This window comes from Stenotrophomonas sp. HMSC10F06, assembly GCF_001807865.1.
Taxonomy (GTDB): domain Bacteria; phylum Pseudomonadota; class Gammaproteobacteria; order Xanthomonadales; family Xanthomonadaceae; genus Stenotrophomonas; species Stenotrophomonas bentonitica_A.
Genome location: NZ_KV791299.1, coordinates 68,541 through 86,721, shown reverse-complemented (window position 1 = coordinate 86,721; position 18,181 = coordinate 68,541). Strand labels below are relative to the sequence as shown.

Here is an 18,181-nt window from a genome sequence, read left to right as displayed (position 1 = left end):
AGGGCAGGGCGGACGCGCGTCAACGCGTCCGCCGGACGGGCTCAGAAATGCATCTGCGCGCGCAGTTCGAAGATCTCCGGCTGGCTGCGCACGCCGCGACGGCTGGCGTCGACCTTGACGTAGTTCGCCTGGAACTTGAAGTGCGAGGTCAGGTACCAGTTGGCGCCGAGGGTCCAATCGTGCTGGCGGCCGCCGAACACGTCGGCATCGTCCAGATCGATGCGGCTGTAGCGGGTGACCAGCTCGACCGCGCCGTAGCCGTGGGCCGGCTTGACGTTGGCCACCGCGCCGGCGCTGTACGGGCGCGATTCGCCGGTCAGGATCCAGCTCGCCATCGCGTACTGGCCGCTGCCGGTGTAATCCGGCTTGCCGTCACGGCTGACCGTGGTCTGCAGCGCTTCGCCCTGCAGCGAGAACGGGCCGCGGATCCAGATGCCTTCCAGTCCGGTGCGCACGATCTTGTCGGCGGTGGTCAGGGCACCGGAGTCGACCAGGCGGATGTCGGTCAGGCCGGCTTCCGGACGCGCACGCAGGCGCGCGCTGGCGGCGTGCGAGACATCACGGCCATCGCGGTAGCCGCGCGGGTTTTCCTGCGAATACGCCAGGCCCAGGTGGACCACGTCGCCTGCGGCCTTGACCGGGGTCCACACGCCGCGCACGGCCTGGGTGGTGCCGGGGTTGTCGCCCTGCAGGTCCTTGCCGCCGTAGGCGCCGGCCTGCAGCAGGTACTGCGGGCGCTCCAGCACCCATTCGGCACCGGTGCGGCGGCCTTCGTAGAACGCCTGCACGGGCAGGGCGGTTTCCAGGAAGCTGCCGGCGCGCGAGGAGGTGCCGGCATCCAGGCCGACCGGGGTCTTCATGTAGCCGAAGCGGAAGCGGCCGATGTCGCTGCCGAAGAAGGCCTTGCTCTCGAAGCGGACGAACACGTCCAGCCAGGTGTCGGCCTGGAAGTCGTAATAGACCATGGCGTCGTACACGCCCTTCTTCTTCAGGGTCGCGCCGAATTCCTTGCGGCGCACGGCGTCGGCGTCTTCGATGCCGCTGCCGCCGGAGAAGTCGTTGAGGTCATAGGCGATGTTGGCAGTCGCTGCCAGCTCGGTACCGTCACTGAAAGTGGTCTTGGTCGGCCAGTTGTCCCAGTCGGCCGCGGTGGCGGCGAGCGGGGCGGTGGTCAGGGCCAGGGCGATGAACAGGGGCGTAGGGCGCATGGGCGGTAGCTGCTTGAATAAGGGTGGGGCAGAACAACAACGGCCGCGGACGGCAAATCTGTGGGTCTGTCCCCCTTGATCCGCAGCCGGGCCACCCGCCGCCGTGGGGGCGCGGTGCCGGGGCAGTGTAGGCAGTCCGGCCAGCTGAACCGGGGGGCTAGTACCAATAGGTTATCTGCGTTGGCGAGATGCGGGCGTAAAAAGGCCACGCCAGATGCCGCCCAACGCGGCCGGCATCCTTCGTGACACTGCCGGAGCTTTCCCATGCACGTTCCCACCACCGCCCCGCTGGCGGCCAAGCCGCTGCCGTTCTACCGCCAACTGTATTTCCAGGTGGTGGTGGCGATCGTCCTCGGTGCCATCCTCGGCCATTACGAGCCGGCCTTCGCCGAATCGCTCAAGCCGCTGGGCGACGCCTTCATCAAGCTGGTGAAGATGATCATCGCCCCGGTGATCTTCCTGACCATCGTCACCGGCATCGCCGGCATGACCCACCTGCGCACCGTGGGCCGGGTGTTCGCCAAATCGATGGCCTACTTCCTGTTCTTCTCCACGCTGGCCCTGGTGGTCGGCATGGTGGTGGCGCACGTGGTGCAGCCGGGCGCGGGGATGAACATCAACCCGGCCGACCTGGACCAGACCGCTGTCAACGGCTATGTGCAGAAATCCCATGAGCTGACCCTGGTCGGCTTCGCGATGGACATCATCCCGGCCACCCTGGTCAGTGCCTTCGTCGAGGGCAACATCCTGCAGGTGCTGTTCGTGGCGGTGCTGTTCGGCATCGCGCTGGCCCTGACCGGCGAGAAGGGCCGCCCGGTGCTGACCTTCCTGGAGGCGCTGACCGCACCCGTGTTCCGCCTGGTCCACATCCTGATGAAGGCCGCTCCGATCGGCGCGTTCGGCGCGATCGCCTTCACCATCGGCAAGTACGGGGTCGGCTCGCTGGTCAACCTGGCCTGGCTGGTCGGCTCGTTCTACCTGACCGCCTTCCTGTTCGTGGCGGTGATCCTGGGCGTGGTCTGCCGCCTGTGCGGGTTCTCGGTGTTCAAGCTGGCCCGTTACCTCAAGGCCGAGCTGCTGCTGGTGCTGGGCACCTCGTCCTCGGAATCGGCGCTGCCCTCGCTGATGGAGAAGATGGAAAAGGCGGGCTGCAGCAAGTCCGTGGTGGGCTTGGTGGTCCCGACCGGTTACTCGTTCAACCTGGACGGCACCAACATCTACATGACCCTGGCGGCGCTGTTCATCGCCCAGGCCACCAACACCGAGCTGACCCTGGGCCACCAGATCGCCCTGCTGCTGGTGGCGATGCTCAGCTCCAAGGGCGCCGCCGGCGTCACCGGCGCCGGCTTCATCACCCTGGCCGCCACCCTGGCCGTGGTGCCGGAAGTGCCGGTGGCCGGCATGGCGCTGATCCTGGGCGTGGACCGCTTCATGAGCGAATGCCGCTCGCTGACCAACTTCATCGGCAATGCCGTGGCCACGGTGGTGGTCTCGCGCTGGGAAAACGCGCTGGACCGTGACCGCCTGGCGATGGTGCTCGATGGCCGTGAAGCCGAGCTGCCGCCGCTGGTGGTCGATGACCTGCCGGCGACGCTCCCGGCCCCGGCGCATTGAGCCCGATGAGCTGATTGTGTGGTGCATGGTCGTGCCGTTCCTGCCGGGGCGGCACGGCCATGTTTTGTTTTGAAGGCCCGGTGCGCGGTGCTGGATTATGTGCGGTTGCAGCATGACCGCGACAGCGTAGCGACAGGTCCGTCCACGCCAACGGGGGTATGATCCCTTGTTCCTCTCGCCCATTCATCTGCAGAAAGCGATGTCCAACGAAGATTTCAAACAGGCAGCCCTCGACTATCACCGGCTCTCGCCGCCCGGCAAGATCAAGGTCACCGCGACCAAGCCGATGTTGACCCAGCGCGATCTGTCGTTGGCGTACTCCCCGGGCGTGGCACACGCCTGCGAGGCGATCATGGCCGACCCGCAGCAGGCCAGCGAGCTCACCGCGCGCGGCAATCTGGTCGCCGTGATCTCCAATGGCACCGCCGTGCTGGGCCTGGGCAACATCGGCCCGCTGGCCGGCAAGCCGGTCATGGAAGGCAAGGGCGTGCTGTTCCAGAAGTTCGCCGGCATCGATGTGTTCGACATCGAGATCGATGAAAACGACCCGGACAAGCTGGTCGACATCATCGCCTCGCTGGAACCGACCTTCGGTGGCATCAACCTGGAAGACATCAAGGCACCGGAGTGCTTCATCGTCGAGCGCAAGCTGCGCGAGCGCATGAACATTCCGGTGTTCCATGACGATCAGCACGGCACCGCGATCATCGTCGGTGCGGCCGTGCTCAACGCCATGCTGGTCACCGGCAAGAAGATCGAAGAGGTGAAGCTGGCCACCACCGGCATGGGTGCGGCGGGCATCTCCTGCGTCAACATGCTGGTCTCGCTGGGCCTGAAGAAAGAGAACATCCTCGCCTTCGACCGCGACGGCGTGATCCACACCGGCCGCAGCGATCTGGACCCGGAGAAGGCGCGTTACGCGCGTGATACCGACAAGCGCACGCTGGCCGAGATCGTCGACGGCGCGGACATCTTCCTGGGCCTGTCGGCCCCGGGCATCCTCACCGCGGACATGGTCAAGACCATGGCCAAGGACCCGGTGATCTTCGCGCTGGCCAACCCGACCCCGGAAATCATGCCGGAAGTGGCCCGTTCGGTGCGTCCGGACGCGCTGATCGGCACCGGCCGTTCGGACTACCCGAACCAGATCAACAACGTGCTGTGCTTCCCGTACCTGTTCCGTGGTGCGCTGGACGTCGGCGCGACCGCGATCAACGAGGAAATGAAGATCGCCTGCGTGCACGCGATCGCCGCGATGGCACGCCGCGAGGCCAGCGACCTGGGCTCGGCCTATGGCGATGAGACCCCGAGCTTCGGCCGTGACTACCTGATTCCGCGTCCGTTCGACCGTCGCCTGCTGGTGGAGCTGTCGGCCGCCGTGGCCCAGGCCGCGATGGATTCGGGCGTGGCCACGCGTCCGGTCGCCGACATGGGCGCCTACCGCGAGAAGCTGGCCCAGTTCGTTTACCGCACCAGCCTGATGATGAAGCCGGTCTACGACCGTGCACGTTCGGACAAGCAGCGCGTGGTGTACGCCGAAGGCGAAGAAGAAGTGGTGCTGCGCGCGGTGCAGAACGTGGTCGATGAAGGCCTGGCGCAGCCGATCCTGATCGGCCGCCCGGACGTGATCGAATCGCGTATCGAGCGCCTGGGCCTGCGCATGAAGGCCGGTGTCGACTTCGACATCACCAACATCAACGACGACCCGCGCTTCAACGATTACTGGCAGTACTACCACAACCTCACCGGCCGCCGCGGTGTGACCGTGGCCGCGGCCAAGAACCTGATGCGCTCGCGCCCGACCCTGATCGCGGCGGTGATGGTGGCGCGTGGCGAAGCCGACGCGATGCTGACCGGCGTGGTCGGCCGCTTCCACAAGAAGCTGGGCTACGTGCGCAGCGTGCTGCCGCTGGAAGCCAAGGTGACCTCCACCTCGGCGATGACCGGCGTGATCAACCAGCAGGGCGTGTTCTTCTTCGTGGATACCCACGTGCAGGAAGACCCGACCGCCGAGCAGATCACCGAAGCCACGCTGCAGGCGGCGTACCGAATGAAGCTGTTCGGCATCGAGCCGAAGGTGGCGTTGCTGTCGCACTCCAACTTCGGCAGCCACGATTCCAGGGACGCGCTGAAGATGCGTGCGGTCCGCGAGATGCTGCTCAAGCGCAACCCGCGTCTGAATGTTGATGGCGAAATGCAGGGCGACACTGCATGGGATGAAGCCCTGCGCCAGAAGCTGCTGCCCAACAGCACGCTGAAGGGCCGCGCCAACCTGTTCGTGCTGCCCAACCTGGAAGCGGCCAACATCGCCTACAACCTGGTACGCGTGTTCACCGACGGCGTGGCGATCGGCCCGATCCTGATGGGCGTGGCCAAGCCGGTGCACATCCTGACCACCAGCGCGACCTCGCGCCGCGTGCTCAACATGACCGCGATCGCGGCCGTGGATGCGCAGATCCGCAAGCAGCTGGAGGCCGAAAAGAACGGCGCGTAACCTGCCGGTCTTTTTGATCTCAGTTGCCAGAACGCGCCCTTCGGGGCGCGTTCTCGTTTCAGGCAGCGAAACCGGTGGCTCTGCCACACGCGCGCCGCACAGACGTCACCGCCCTGCAACCTCCCAGGCGCCCAATAGCACCACGCGGCCCGGCCGTGGTGGCGCTCCGGTGGGGGCGCCGCCACCCTGGGCCCGACCATATCCTCCACGGTCAGCCACGGGAACGGTGTCATGCGCGATCCACGCACGAAGCGGTATTTCCAGCAGTTGTTCGCGCTGTACGCCGGGTTGGTGGGCGCGCGCTGACCCACGAAAGCGTACCGACCAACGGTCGGTACCTACCAACACCCCGTGGGCACCGATGGCACCGGTAGTGCCGGCCGCTGGCCGGCGCCTCGCAGACGCCGATCGGGCACCCGGAGCAATCAGCGTGCCCGCACGTACTGTTCCCACAACGCCGGCAACGCCACGCCACTGAGCGTTTCCCACAACGCCGGCGTGTAGCGCCCCTCGCGCAGGGCGCCATCGAGCGCCTTCACCAGCCCGGGATGCTGCGCCTCGCTCCAGGCGAGAAACGCACCGGTCACCCGGTAGCCGGTATCGAAGTTCTGCTCCGGCTTGACCTGCGTGGGCAACGCCCAGCCGGCCCCGGCATTGTCCTTGCCGTAGCGGTCGCGGGCGTAATCGGCGATGCCTTCCACCAGCCAGCCCGGCACGCGCGCATTGGCGTACTCCGGGTAGCCCTGCACGATATGCATGGCTTCATGGGTGACCAGATCGATGTCGCCCGGGTGCTTGGCCAGCCAGGCCGGATTGATCGTGATCGTCGCCGCCTGCGCCTTCTCGCCGACAAAGGCGATGCCGTCGTAAGCCGGGTCGATCACGATGCCGACCTGCGTCGGTGCGGCTGGATGGAAATCGGCGCGCTCGCGCAGATACGCGCCGAAGAAGGTCTCGATGATGCGCTCCCGGACCGGCGCGGCCAGCGCATCGCTGGCGTCGCGGTAGTGCAGGGTCACGTCCTCGCGGGTCTGCGTGGTCTCGAATGCGTGCGCATCGGCGAGCCCGGCGCTGACGAGCAGGGCGGTCAGCAGGCAGCGGGTGATCGGTAGGGCAGTGCTCATCGCGCCGCCGCCGGTGCGAGCAGTTCGACTTCCGCCAGCTGCAGGCGACCCGGTGCACCGATGCGCAGCCGGTACTCGGCGTAGCGGCCCGGCTGGGCGATGCGGAACGGTCGGGTCTGCATCGCCCAAGCGAAGGCTTCGCCGCGGCGCTGGTCGACCTGCACCCAGCGATCACCGGTGGTGCGCGCTTCCAGCGTCCATTCACCGCCGCGGATGGGGCCATTGCCGCTGGTCAGCGTGTACATCGACGGCGTGCCCGCGGCGACGTTGCTGAAGGTGATCGTGCTCGAGCCGCCCAACGGCAGTGCCGTGGCCGCATCGTCATCGATCAGGGCCTCCGCCGCGCGGCCATCGCCGAGCTGGGCGGTGGCCCCCCCGCCCAGCAGATCATGCAGCAGGGCCGGCTGCTGGCCGCGCGCGGTGAGCGAGCGCGGTGCATCATCCGGGCCGGTGCCCCAGCGCGAGGGTTCCGGGCCCATGACGAAGTCCAGCGTGGCGCCCTTGGCCAGCAGCTCGTGCGGCAGCCAGGTCCTGGTCCACGGCGTGCCGTTCACCTTCAACGACTGCACGTAGATGTTGGTGGCCGAGTTCTCCGGCGCGTTGACGGTCAGCACCGCGCCGCCCTGCAGCTCGACACGGGCGTGGCGGAACAGCGGCGAACCGATCACGTACTCCGGCGCGCCCATGCGCAGCGGATAGATGCCCAGCGACGCGAACAGGTACCACGCCGAGGTCTCGCCGTTGTCCTCATCGCCCGGGTAGCCCTGGCCGATCTCACTGCCCAGGTACAGGCGCGACAGGATCTCACGCACATGCTGCTGGGTCTTCCACGGCTGCCCGGCATACAGGTACATCCACGGGATGTGGTGCGCCGGCTGGTTGCTGTGCGCGTACATGCCCATGCGCACATCGCGCGCCTCGGTCATTTCATGGATGGTGCCGCCGTAGGAACCGGAAAACGCGGCATCGGCGGTTTCCGGGGTGGCGAAGAACGTGTCCAGCTTGGCCGCCAGCTGCTCGCGGCCACCGTACAGCGCGGCCAGCCCTTCGCCGTCGTGCGCGGCGGTGAAGGCGAAGGTCCAGCCGTTGGATTCGGTGTAGTCATGGCCCCACACGCGCGGGTCGTAGTCCTTGGCATCCAGCCGCCAGCTGCCATCCGGTTTGCGCCCCTGGAAGAAGCCCGCGGCCGGATCGAACAGCGTGGCGTAGGTGCCAGCGCGGTGACGGAAATAATCGGCTTCAGTGGCATAGCGTTCGCGGGCGGCCGGTGTATCGGCCTGTTTGGCCAGGGCCTCGGCCATGTTGGCCACGCCGAAATCGTTGAGCGCGCCTTCCATCGTCCACGACATGCCTTCATGCACATCGGCGGTGGCGTAGCCGCGGAAGGTGGAACGGTCCATGCCCTTGCGCCCGACATGGCGGTCCGGCGGAACCACGGTCGCATTCTTCAGCGCGGCGGCATAGGCCTCCTGCGCGTCGAAACCGCCGATCCCCTTCAGCCACGCATCGGCGAAGGCCACGTCCGAACTGGTGCCCACCATCAGGTCGGCATAGCCGGGCGAGGACCAGCGGGCAACCCAGCCGCCGGCGCGGTACTGCTCCAGGAAGCCCTGCACCAGCGCACCGGCATCGTCCTTGGTGAACAGCGCATACGCCGGCCAGGTGGTGCGGAAGGTGTCCCAGAAGCCGTTGTTGACGTAGACCTTGCCGTCGCGCACCGGCGCGAAGCTGCGCGTGGCGCTGCCGTCGGTGTTCTCATCCGAGGCACTGGCCTGGCTGGCGTAGCGCCAGTCAGGTGCCGCCGCGGTACCGGCGTTCTCGTGCCCGGAGTTGGGATAGAGGTAAAGGCGGTACAGATTGGAATACAGCGTGGTCTTCTGGTCGTCGGTGGCGTCGCCCACGTCGAAGCGGGCCAGGCGCTGGTCCCAGGCATCCTGCGCGCGTGCGGCCACGCGGTCGACATCGTCAGCGGCCGACAGCTCCAGCGCGAGGTTGTGGCGCGCCTGCTCGACCGAGATCAGTGAGGTGGCGATGCGCATCGAGACGCGGCGGTCGGCACCGGCATCGAACTTGATGTAGCCGGTCGGGCGGCCGGTCTCCACGGTGCCGCTGCTGCGCCACGGCCGGTCGAAGCTGGCCACCACATACATGCGGGTGGCGCCGGTGGACAGGCCGCTGCGGGTGTCGGTGTAGCCGGAGAGCGTCTGGGTCGCCGCATCCAGGGTCAGCCCGCCGCGGGCATCGACATTGTCGAACAGCAGGTTGGCATCGCCCCCTTCCGGGAATACGAAGCGGAACACCGCGGCGTGGTCGGTTGGCGCGATCGATGCGGCGATGCCGTTGTCGAAGCGCACGTCATAGCGGTACGGACGGGCCTGTTCGTTCTCGCGCGAGAAGGTGAGCGCGCGCTTGCTGCGATCGGCGTCGGGCACCCCGCGCGTGGCCGACGGCATCACCTGGAAGGTCTGGCGGTCGCCCATCCACGGGCTGGGCTGGTGGCTCAGTGCCAGCGCCTGCAGGCGCGGCCGGTTGGCCGCGTCGTTCTGTTCGTTCCAGCGGTACAGCCAGGTCAGCGAGCCGGCATCGGTCACCGGCGTCCAGAAGTTGAAGCCATGCGGCACGGCGGTGGCCGGGAAATTGTTGCCGCGCGAGAAGGTGCCGTTGGCCTGCGTGCCGCGGGTGGTCAGCACCCAGTCCGAGGGACGCTGCGGCGTGCTGCGCGGCTGCGCCTGCAGGCGGACGTCGTCGATCCAACCGGCGACCGGGGCGCCGTCGGCGCTGGCGACCTCCAGCTCCAGTGCGACCACGCGCCGCCCGCGCAGGGCCGGGGTGTCGCCCAGGCGCACGGCTTTGCGCGCCCACTGCTGCGGGTACAGCGTCTTCGAATCGCCCTGCGCACGCGCGCCCAGCGCCACGCCATGGTGATCGCGCGCGGCACTGGCCGAAACGCGCGTGCCGTCGTCCAGGACCAGGTCAAGCGAGACGTAGGTCGAGGCCACGGTGTCCTTGCCGACGATCTCGGGCAGCACCAGCCAGGACAGGGTGGTGTCGGCGTCGATGGTCAGATCGGTTTTGAAGAGCTGGCGGCGCGCCTGGCCGCCGGTGCTGGCGTAATGCAGCGCATGCAGGCCGCTGTAACCGACGCCGGGCTTGGCCGCGTAGGGCGCGGCGGGGCCATTGCCGATCCGGACCTGCAGGGCGCCCTCGCCGGCCGCCGCGGCCGGGGCCGGCTGGCCCGGCTCGAAGGAGGTCTGCAGGCCCTGCGCGGCCGCCGGCAACGCGATGGATGCGCAGGCCAGGGCCAGGGCGAGGGGAAGGGCGCGGCGGGCGGGGCGCAGGTCGGACAGGGTCATGCAAGGGTCTCCCGGGAAGGGCAGGCGGCAGGCAGGACCCGCATCGATGGCCACGGCGGACGGCGTCGCCCCAGCCATCGGCAGACGGCAGGTAAAGAGGCGATGCATGTCCGGTGGGGGCGGGCAGGCGATCGGGTCGATGATCGGTACCGGTCGATCCTGCATCACCGGAACTGGCCCTGACAAGTGCAATTAGTTCGATCTAAATCCGGCAAATCCGTTTCATATCGAATTGTTGACAAGCAATTTGGATCGATTTAAAAGGACCGGTGATGCGTCGCCGGGCCACCAGCGGCGGCGCCAGGCACCCGCAGGGCCCCTGCGGCCTGACGCGGCCACCAGATGCTAGAATCCACGGTCTCGCAACCCCCTTTGTGTGTCCACGCCATGAGCCATACCGCCACTGCGCCCGCCAACGCCGAGAAGCGTTACACCGTGCACCGCAGCGACCTGCCGCTGAGCTGCCCGACGCCGGAAATGGCGCTGTGGAACTCGCACCCGCGCGTATACCTGCCGATCGAAGACGAGCCCAACCGCGAGGCCGCGTGCCCGTACTGCGGCGCCGTGTTCGTGCTCGCCGACTGATCCGCGGACAACACTGTGCGCCGACTGACCGTGGTGCAGCTGCTGCCGGCGCTGCACTCCGGCGGGGTCGAACGTTCCACCCTTGAGATCGCCTCCGCCCTGGTTGCCGCCGGCCACCGGGCGATCGTCGTGTCCGCCGGTGGGCGCCTGGTCGAGCCGCTGCTGGCCAGTGGCGCCGAACACCTGACCCTGGATATCGGCCGCAAATCGCTGTTGACCCTGCGTCACGTGCTGACCCTGCGCAATCTCTTCAACGAGGTGGGCGCGGACATCGTGCACGCGCGCTCGCGGCTGCCGGCATGGCTGGGCCTGTACGCGGTACGCAATCTGCCGGCCGCGACCCGCCCACATTGGGTCACCACCGTGCACGGTCTCAATTCCCCGGGCCGCTACAGCGCGGTGATGACCAGCGGCGAGCGCGTGATCTGCGTGTCCAACAGCGTGCGCGAGTTCGTGCAGACGCATTACCCCAGGGTCCCGGCCGAGCGGCTGCAGGTGATCCCCCGCGGTGTCGATGTCGCGCAGTTCCCGCGCGTGGGCCGCCAGGACAGGCGCGCGCGCCTGGCGGTGGCCGGGCAGCATCCGGCGCTGGCCGGCGATGCGCCGCTGCTGTTGCTGCCGGGCCGCGGCACCCGCCTGAAAGGGCATCGCCACGCCCTGACCCTGCTGGCCGGGCTGCATGCTGCCGGCGTGCCGGCCAGACTGTGGATGCCGGGCACGCGCGAGCCGGGTCGCGAATCCTATGTCGCCGAACTGGACGCCCAGGCACGCAGCCTGGGTGTGTTCGATGCGGTGCTGATGACCGCGCCGACCTCGCGCATCGCGCAGGCCTATGCGGCCAGCGATCTGGTGCTTCAGCTCTCGGACAAGGCCGAAGCGTTCGGCCGCACCGTGGTCGAAGCGCTGTCGGTGGGGCGCCCCGTGCTGGGCTGGAACCACGGCGGCGTGGGCGAGTTGTTGACTCAGCTGCAACCCTCCGGCGCGGTACCCTTGGGCGACGCCGATGCGCTGTTGGCGCGCGCGCAGCAGCTGTTGCTGCAGCCGCCGGCCTTGCCGTCGCGGATCCCGTTTACCTTGCAGGCGATGCAGCGTGACACGCTCCAGCTCTATGCCTCCCTCGTCGGCTGAGACGACCCTCGTGCCCGGGTCGCCGGCCTCCCGCGCTGGCCGCTGGGCGCCGTGGTGGGTCATCGCGTTCGTTGCGCTGTGGCCGTTGCCGGGCATCGCCGAAGGCGTGCTGGTGCTCGGCGCGCTGTATGCGGCAGTGCGCATGGTGCAGCTGCGGCTGCAGGGCAATCAGCGCCTGCTCAGCAGCCCGGCGTGGGCACTGACCAGCATTCTGTTCCTGGGCTATTGGCTGCCACAGGCAGTGTCCGCCTTCGATGCGATCGACCCCGGCACCGCGTGGCGCAAAACCGCCGCCGGCCTGCGCTACCTGCCCTTCATGTGGCTGGTGGCGATAGCCGTGGCCACCCCGCAGCGGCGCGCGCTGACCCTGGGCGGCCTGGCCGCGATCACCGGCTTGTGGACCGCCGATGCATTGGCCCAGGCCCTCATCGGCAGCAGTCCGTTGTTCTGGTCGATGGACCAGCTCAAGTGGGCCGTCAGTGGCCACGGCCTGTGCTCGCCTGAAGAGATGGCGCTGGTGGACCGGCTCAGCGGGGTGCTCGGCCCCTGCAATCTCAAGTTCGGCCAGGTGCTGGCCAGCCTCTCGCCGTTCCTGCTGTTTGCTGCCTCCCGCCGCGCCGGCATCCTCGGCTGGTCGCTGGTAGCGGCCGCGGTGGGGGTGGTGCTGGTGCTGGCCGGTTCGCGCGCGGCCTGGCTGACCTATGCGCTGGTGCTGGTGTTCTCCGGCTGGCGCCTGATCGGCGTGCGCGGGCTGCTGGCCTGCGTCGCCTTCGGTGCGGTGGCAGCGGTCGTCCTGACCGTGACCGTGCCCCAGGTCGGTGACCGCGTTGCGCGTACCGCCATGGCCTGGGAGGGTGAGAGCGATGGCGTCAATCAAGCCCTGTCCGGCCGCGCACAGATCTGGGCGGCAGCTGCCTGCATGATCGAAGCGCACCCCATCAACGGCGTCGGCGCACGTGGCTTCCGCGACGCCTACCCGGCCTGCAACCCGGACCCTGCCGCCCAGGAAGTCTGGGGCGCGGGTCCGGCACTGCATGCGCACCAGATCGTGCTCGAGATCCTGTCTGAAACCGGCATCCTCGGCCTGCTGCTGTGGCTGGCGGCGGTCGCACAGGCGTGGCGCGCGTGGCGCTTCGCGCCGGCCCAGGCCCGTGAGCGCGCACGCCCGGCGATGCTGGCGCTGGCGGTGACCGTGTTCCCGCTCAACACGCATCTGGCGTTCTATTCCACCTTCTGGGGTGGCCTCACGCTGTTGTTGGCCGCGCTGTATGCCGGCAGTCTGTTGGCACGCGACGACGGGTAGAGCCACGCCATGCGTGGCTGCTTGTGGCCCGGGTATGGGGACATGCCGACGCACATGCGCGCCATCCACCGATGGGCTCCATGCCCCGGCCAACGCACTCTCGTGCGATGGCCAGCCAACGCCTTCAACGCGGCCGATACTCGCATCCAGGGTATTGCTACGCGCTCACCACCACCACGCACGACAGGCGCAAGTGGTTCGAGGATCCCCTCAACGCAGAGGTAATCATCGACACGCTGCGCTACATGGATCGTTGCGGGGTCAGCTGCACGTTATCTTGGGTGGTAATGCCGGACCATGTGCATTGGTTGATCCAACTGCGGCAAGACACCTTGGCTCGTTGCGTGCTGCTGTTCAAATCACGCAGCAGCCGATTGTTGAATGAGCGTCTGCAGCGAAAGGGAAAGCTCTGGCAGCACGGGTACTTCGACCACGCCGTGAGAAATGAGGCATCTTTGCGCCGGCAGGCGCTGTACATCCTCGCCAACCCGATACGTGCGGGATTGGCCAGTGCGTTGGGGGAGTACCCGCACGCCTGGTCGCGGTGGCCCATGGAAGCGTAGAGCCACCCAATGGGTGGCTGTTCGCGGTCAGGCACCCTGCAGCCACTCATGGGGTGGCGCTACCGAGGGGGCAGCCACCCATGGGGTGGTTCTACCGGTAATAATCGCTGCGGCCGCCGGGCTGGCGCTTGAAGCGGCGGTGGATCCACAGGTACTGGTCCGGGGCCTCGCGCACCATCGCTTCGATGGCCTGGTTGACGCGCGCAGTATCAGCCTCGACATCCTCGCTGGGGAAATTCTCCAGCGGCGCGCCGATCTTCAGGAAGTACTTGCCGCCTTCGCGACGGTGGAAATACGGAATCACCGCGCAGCCGGTCATCCGGGCCAGCTGGTGCGTGGCGGTGATGGTCGAAGCGGTGTGGCCGAAGAACGGCACGAACACCGTGTCCTTGCCGCGCATGTCCTGGTCCGGCGCGTACCAGAGGAAGCCGCCCTTCTTCAGATGCCGCACCGTCGCGCGGATGTCCTCGTTGGCGTACATCGCCTTGGCGTAGCGCAGGCGGCCGAACTTCACCGCCCACTCGTACACCGGGTTGCGATGCTTGCGGTACATGCCGGAGAGCTCGACGTGGTCGCACAGCAGGCGGCCACACATCTCCAGCGTCATGAAGTGGCCGGACACCAGCAGCACCCCACGGCCCTCGGCCTGCATGCGGTGCAGGTGCTCCAGCCCCTCGATCTGCACCTGCGGGCGGATGCTGTCGATGCTGCCCCACCAGGCCCGGGCGAATTCAAAGATGCCCACGCCCAGCGCGTCGAAGCTGTCGCGCAGCAGGCGCTGGCGCCAGGCGTCGTCCTTCTCGGGGAAGCACAGCTTCAGGTTGACCTCGGCGGCGCGCCGGCGGCTGCTGGCCAGCCGGTAGGCCACCGTGCCGACGCCGCGGCCAAGCGCACGCTGCAGCATCCACGGCAGGCGGGCGATCGCGAAGGCGACCAGCATGAAAGCGAAGGTCGGCCAGTGGCGCGGATTGCGCAGGGACGGCCGGGTGGCGGTGGAAGCGTTATCGGACATGCCTCGATTCTAATGGATGCGCCCGGATGCGTCCCGGCAGGGCCATCACGGCGGCGCGGCGTGTCTTCCCCGCGCCGCTCCCGTATCCTTTGCCCATGCGTAAAAGCCCTGTCGAATGGATCCTGCGCGGCCTGTACTCGGCCGTGCTCTACCTGCTGTTGCCGATCACCGTGTACCACCTGGTGTGGCGGGGCTTCCGGGTGCGCGAGTACTTCCAGCGCTGGGATGAGCGCTATGCCTCCTATCCGCACTCCAGCGGCCAGCCGCGGGTCTGGCTGCACGCGGTCTCGGTGGGTGAGGTGAACGCCGCAGCGCCACTGGTGAACGCCTTGCGTGCGCTGCGTCCGGACATCCGCTGGGTGATCACCACCATCACCCCGACCGGCTCCGAACGGGTCCGCGCGCTGTGGGGCGATGCGGTCGACCACGTGTACCTGCCCTACGACGTGCCGGGCAGCGTCGGTCGCTTCCTCGGTCACTTCAAGCCGAGCCTGGCGCTGATCCTGGAAACCGAGCTGTGGCCGAACCTGCTGTTCGGGTGCCGCGACCGCAGGATCCCGGTCTACATCCTCAACGCGCGGTTGTCGGCGCGCTCGCTGCGCGGCTACCGCCTGCTGCGGCCGCTGATCGGCCGCGCGCTGCGTACCGTGACCTGTGTGGCGGCGCAATCGGCCGACGATGCCGAGCGCTTCATCCAGCTCGGCGCCCGCCCGGACCAGGTGCAGCCGCTGGGCAATCTGAAATTCGATATCGCCACGCCGAACGTGCAGGACTTCATCGCGCGCTTCCATGAGCTGGTGCCCGCCCAGCATCCGGTCTGGATCGCCGCCAGTACGCACGAGGGCGAAGAGCAGGCCACCATCGATCTGCACCGCCGCCTGCGCGAGGCGGTGCCGGGCCTGCTGCTGTTGTGGGCGCCACGGCATCCCGAGCGCTTCCCAAGGGTGGAAGCGCTGGCCCGCGAGCAGGGCTGGAAGGTGGCCACGCGCCGCCAGCAGCAGTGGCCGCAGGCCGATACCGATGTGTTCGTGATCGATACGCTTGGCGAGTTGATGTCGTTCTACGGGTGCGCCCAGGTGGCCTTCGTCGGTGGCAGCCTGCAGGCCATCGGGGGGCACAATCTGCTGGAGCCGGCGGCAATGGGCACCGCAGCGGTCACTGGCCCGCACCTGCACAACTTCGCCGAGATTTCCCGGCGCATGCGCGAGGCCGGTGCGGTGGTCATTGCCGAGGATGCCAACGGGGTCGGCGATGCACTGCTGACCCTGCTGCGCGATCCGCAGGCCCGCGAGGACATGGCCCGGGCGGGCTGCGCGCTGGTGAGCAACGGGCGCGGCGCACTGAAGCGCACCGTAGCCCTGATCGCCCCGCAGTTGCCGCCGCCGGTGGCCTGATTGCAGGCCTGATCGCAGGCCTGATCGCGCGATGCGACGACCGGGCCCGCGCCTGCGTCAGGCAGCGGCGACCAGCAGGTCGCCCAGGAAGGCGTAGGCAAAGCCGAAGTAGATGAACACGCCGAGCAGGTCCATCACCGAGGTGATCATCGGGGCCGACAGCGTGGCCGGATCCGCCCCGATGCGGCGTGCGGCGAACGGCAGCAATGCGCCGATGATGCCGCCCAGTGCGGTGCACACCAGCATGCTCGAGCCCACCACCAGCAGCACGTCCATGCCAACGCCCTTGCTGAAATAGGCCAGGACCGCTTCCAGCACGGCGATGCTGATGCCCAGCGCGGCGGCCACCGGCAGTTCGCGTTTGATCACGAACGCCACATCGCGCCAGCTCAGTTTCAATTCGCCCAGTGCCATGCTGCGGATCACCAGCGTGGCCGACTGGCTGCCGGTGTTGCCACCCATGTCCACGATCGGGGCGATGAAGGCGGCCAGCACGATCACCTGCGACAGCAGCTCTTCCTGCGCGGCCACAAAGGTACTGGTGACGATGCCGAAGCAGGTCAGGATCGCCAGCCAGAACACCCGCACGCGGAACATCTGCTTCAGTGGCGTGCTGCGAACGTCCAGGTCGTTGCCGTGCGCGCTCACCGTGCCGCCGAAGCGCGCCAGCTGCGAGGCGTCCTGTTCCTTGTCGATGTCCATCGCATCGTCGACGGTGACGATGCCGATCATGCGGTCTCCGCCGTTGGTGACCGGCAGCGCGAGCAGATCGTAGCGACGGATCAGCTCGGCGGCCTGCAGTCGCGGCCAATGTGCCTTCGCGGCGATCGGCTGCTCATGCATGATCGAGGCGACCGTGCGGTTCTCGTTGGCCAGGACCAGATCGCGCAGCGCCACGGTGCCGCGCAGGCGCAGGGTGTGGTCGAGCACGAACAGGATGTTCACCGTCTCGCTGTGCAGTGCGGTGGCGCGGATGTGTGAAAGCGCCTGCGCGACCGTCATTTCCGGCGAGACCCAGACATAGTCGGACGTCGTCGCCGAACCGACCGTGCCCTCGGGATAGGACGCCATCTTGAGGATGTCGTCGCGTTCCACCTTGGTCAGCGCCGGCAGCAGTGTCTGCTTGGCGTCATCGCCAAGGCGGTTGAACAGATCGGCACGATCATCCGATGGCATGTGTTCGAACAGCTGCACTACCGCCTCGCGCGGCATCGCGGCCAGCAGTTGATCCTGGCGGAGCTCGGCGAAGTGCGCGAACAGAGCCGCGCGCGCCGGTGGCGTGAGCGTCATCAGCAACGGCAGCGTCCTGTCCACGCTCAGCGCGTCGAGCGCATCGACCAGATCAGACGGATGGGTGGTCGCGGCGATGCTGGCAAAGCCAGCGGCGTCGAGGGAGAGCGAGAGGGTGCGGATCGAGAACAGGAGGTCTTCGCGGTTCATGGTGGTTCTCCAGCAGAAAGCGGCGCGTGGGGTGACAACGCGCAGTGATGAGGTACAGGCGTGGGACGCATCGGCGTGCGCCCGTGCGAGGCAGGCAGGGGTGTGTGTGCGCGCCGCGTACGCAGCGCAGGCGGCCGGCAGGATCAGTCGGTGCGGTCAGCCGGCACGCGCGGCATTACGGCGCGGCGGCGAGATTGAGGCCGAGCGTGATCCACTGCCCGTCGCGCCGGTGGTGGGCACGTCCCGCGAGCAGATCCACGCTGGCGCCACGCCGGAGTTCGTGGCGCACGCCGAACTGGCTGCTGCGCTGGCGCGCCGCATCGCGGGCGGTTTCGGCCAGCAGTGACCACTGCGGTGCAGCCACGATTTCCACGCCGATGCCATCGGTGCGGCCCCGTGCATCGACCGTGCGTGCCCAGCCCAGGTTGAGGTGCAGCAGGGTGCGATCCGACGCGCCGAGCACCACCGTCAGCGGTGCATTGAGGCTCCAGTCGTCGGCGCGCGGGCGGTGCCAGTCGCTGCCGAGGCCGGCACTGATCGCCACGCCCCAGCGGCGCTGATCCAGATCACGCAGTACCCGCTTGGCGCCCACGGCCCACTGCGTCGTCGAGGTGGCGTGTTGATGGCTGACGCCGAGCGACCATTCGGTATCGGCGAACGTGCAGGCCGGGACGGCCGTCCAGTCGTTGCCGGCATCGGTATGGCGGCCCCAGCTTTCCAACTGGCAGCGACCGGCATCGGTGATGGAGGCGTCGTCCACCATCAGGCTGGCGGCGGCGCGGGTGTCGAGCGGAAGCATCGCCACGGCCACGAGGGGCAGGGCGAACACACGGGAAACGTGCATGGGCAATCTCCAGGCAAACGGAAACGCCAGCGGCACCCTTCTTGGGGTCGGTGGAACGGCGATACGGATGATGCGAGGCGGGCGAGCGTGTCAGCTGCGCCGGTGGGCCCCGTCCTGTG

General features: G+C 68.1%; 13 protein-coding genes. 7 read left to right on the top strand and 6 right to left on the bottom strand.

The genetic code is table 11. The features are described from left to right. Positions 1-41 precede the first annotated feature (41 nt). Positions 42-1,208 carry an OprO/OprP family phosphate-selective porin gene (locus HMPREF3113_RS14635; RefSeq protein WP_019183785.1) on the bottom strand — a complete coding sequence of 389 codons (1,167 nt, stop codon included), beginning with the start codon at positions 1,206-1,208 and terminating at the stop codon, positions 42-44. A 264-nt stretch (positions 1,209-1,472) separates the two neighbouring features. Here HMPREF3113_RS14635 and HMPREF3113_RS14630 point away from each other — a divergent pair, with 264 nt between their 5' ends. Then, the gene (locus HMPREF3113_RS14630; protein WP_070425883.1) at positions 1,473-2,822 is read left to right on the top strand and encodes a dicarboxylate/amino acid:cation symporter; all 1,350 of its coding nucleotides are present in this window, start codon (positions 1,473-1,475) and stop codon (positions 2,820-2,822) included. A gap of 199 nt (positions 2,823-3,021) precedes the next feature. Then, complete coding sequence (locus tag HMPREF3113_RS14625; RefSeq protein ID WP_019183787.1) at positions 3,022-5,316, top strand: NADP-dependent malic enzyme; 2,295 nt, start codon at positions 3,022-3,024, stop codon at positions 5,314-5,316. 425 nt (positions 5,317-5,741) lie between these two features. Here HMPREF3113_RS14625 and HMPREF3113_RS14620 read toward each other — a convergent pair whose 3' ends face one another. Together HMPREF3113_RS14620 and HMPREF3113_RS14615 are read right to left on the bottom strand one after the other, a co-directional pair. After that, the gene (locus HMPREF3113_RS14620; protein ID WP_139146378.1) at positions 5,742-6,440 is read right to left on the bottom strand and encodes a basic secretory protein-like protein; all 699 of its coding nucleotides are present in this window, start codon (positions 6,438-6,440) and stop codon (positions 5,742-5,744) included. Continuing rightward, positions 6,437-9,793, bottom strand: a complete 3,357-nt coding sequence (locus HMPREF3113_RS14615) for a GH92 family glycosyl hydrolase (protein ID WP_070473619.1) — start codon at positions 9,791-9,793, stop codon at positions 6,437-6,439. The genes HMPREF3113_RS14620 and HMPREF3113_RS14615 overlap by 4 nt, the downstream gene beginning before the upstream one ends. A gap of 387 nt (positions 9,794-10,180) precedes the next feature. On the opposite strand from HMPREF3113_RS14615, the gene HMPREF3113_RS14610 reads away from it, so the two are divergent. From HMPREF3113_RS14610 to HMPREF3113_RS14595, 4 genes are all read left to right on the top strand, one after another. Beyond that, positions 10,181-10,378 carry a zinc-finger domain-containing protein gene (locus HMPREF3113_RS14610; protein ID WP_070473617.1) on the top strand — a complete coding sequence of 66 codons (198 nt, stop codon included), beginning with the start codon at positions 10,181-10,183 and terminating at the stop codon, positions 10,376-10,378. 15 nt (positions 10,379-10,393) lie between these two features. Continuing rightward, on the top strand, positions 10,394-11,506 hold the full coding sequence (locus tag HMPREF3113_RS14605) for a glycosyltransferase (RefSeq protein ID WP_070473615.1): 1,113 nt from the start codon (positions 10,394-10,396) through the stop codon (positions 11,504-11,506). After that, on the top strand, positions 11,487-12,809 hold the full coding sequence (locus HMPREF3113_RS14600; RefSeq protein ID WP_070473613.1) for an O-antigen ligase family protein: 1,323 nt from the start codon (positions 11,487-11,489) through the stop codon (positions 12,807-12,809). The genes HMPREF3113_RS14605 and HMPREF3113_RS14600 overlap by 20 nt, the downstream gene beginning before the upstream one ends. A 107-nt stretch (positions 12,810-12,916) precedes the next feature. Further along, complete coding sequence (locus HMPREF3113_RS14595) at positions 12,917-13,372, top strand: REP-associated tyrosine transposase (RefSeq protein WP_070473612.1); 456 nt, start codon at positions 12,917-12,919, stop codon at positions 13,370-13,372. 91 nt (positions 13,373-13,463) lie between these two features. Here HMPREF3113_RS14595 and HMPREF3113_RS14590 read toward each other — a convergent pair whose 3' ends face one another. Next, positions 13,464-14,384 carry an LpxL/LpxP family Kdo(2)-lipid IV(A) lauroyl/palmitoleoyl acyltransferase gene (locus HMPREF3113_RS14590; RefSeq protein WP_019183794.1) on the bottom strand — a complete coding sequence of 307 codons (921 nt, stop codon included), beginning with the start codon at positions 14,382-14,384 and terminating at the stop codon, positions 13,464-13,466. Positions 14,385-14,479: 95 nt separating this feature from the next. Between HMPREF3113_RS14590 and waaA the strand changes: the two genes are divergently transcribed. After that, positions 14,480-15,778 (top strand): lipid IV(A) 3-deoxy-D-manno-octulosonic acid transferase, encoded by a 1,299-nt coding sequence (gene waaA, locus HMPREF3113_RS14585; protein ID WP_019183795.1) that lies wholly within the window; start codon positions 14,480-14,482, stop codon positions 15,776-15,778. Positions 15,779-15,835: 57 nt separating this feature from the next. On the opposite strand, the gene mgtE is transcribed toward waaA, so the two are convergent. Further along, positions 15,836-17,218 carry a magnesium transporter gene (gene mgtE / locus HMPREF3113_RS14580; protein ID WP_070473609.1) on the bottom strand — a complete coding sequence of 461 codons (1,383 nt, stop codon included), beginning with the start codon at positions 17,216-17,218 and terminating at the stop codon, positions 15,836-15,838. 175 nt (positions 17,219-17,393) lie between these two features. Further along, positions 17,394-18,062: a hypothetical protein gene (locus tag HMPREF3113_RS14575; RefSeq protein ID WP_070473606.1), complete on the bottom strand. Its 669-nt coding sequence runs from the start codon at positions 18,060-18,062 to the stop codon at positions 17,394-17,396. Between the last annotated feature and the right edge of the window lie 119 nt (positions 18,063-18,181).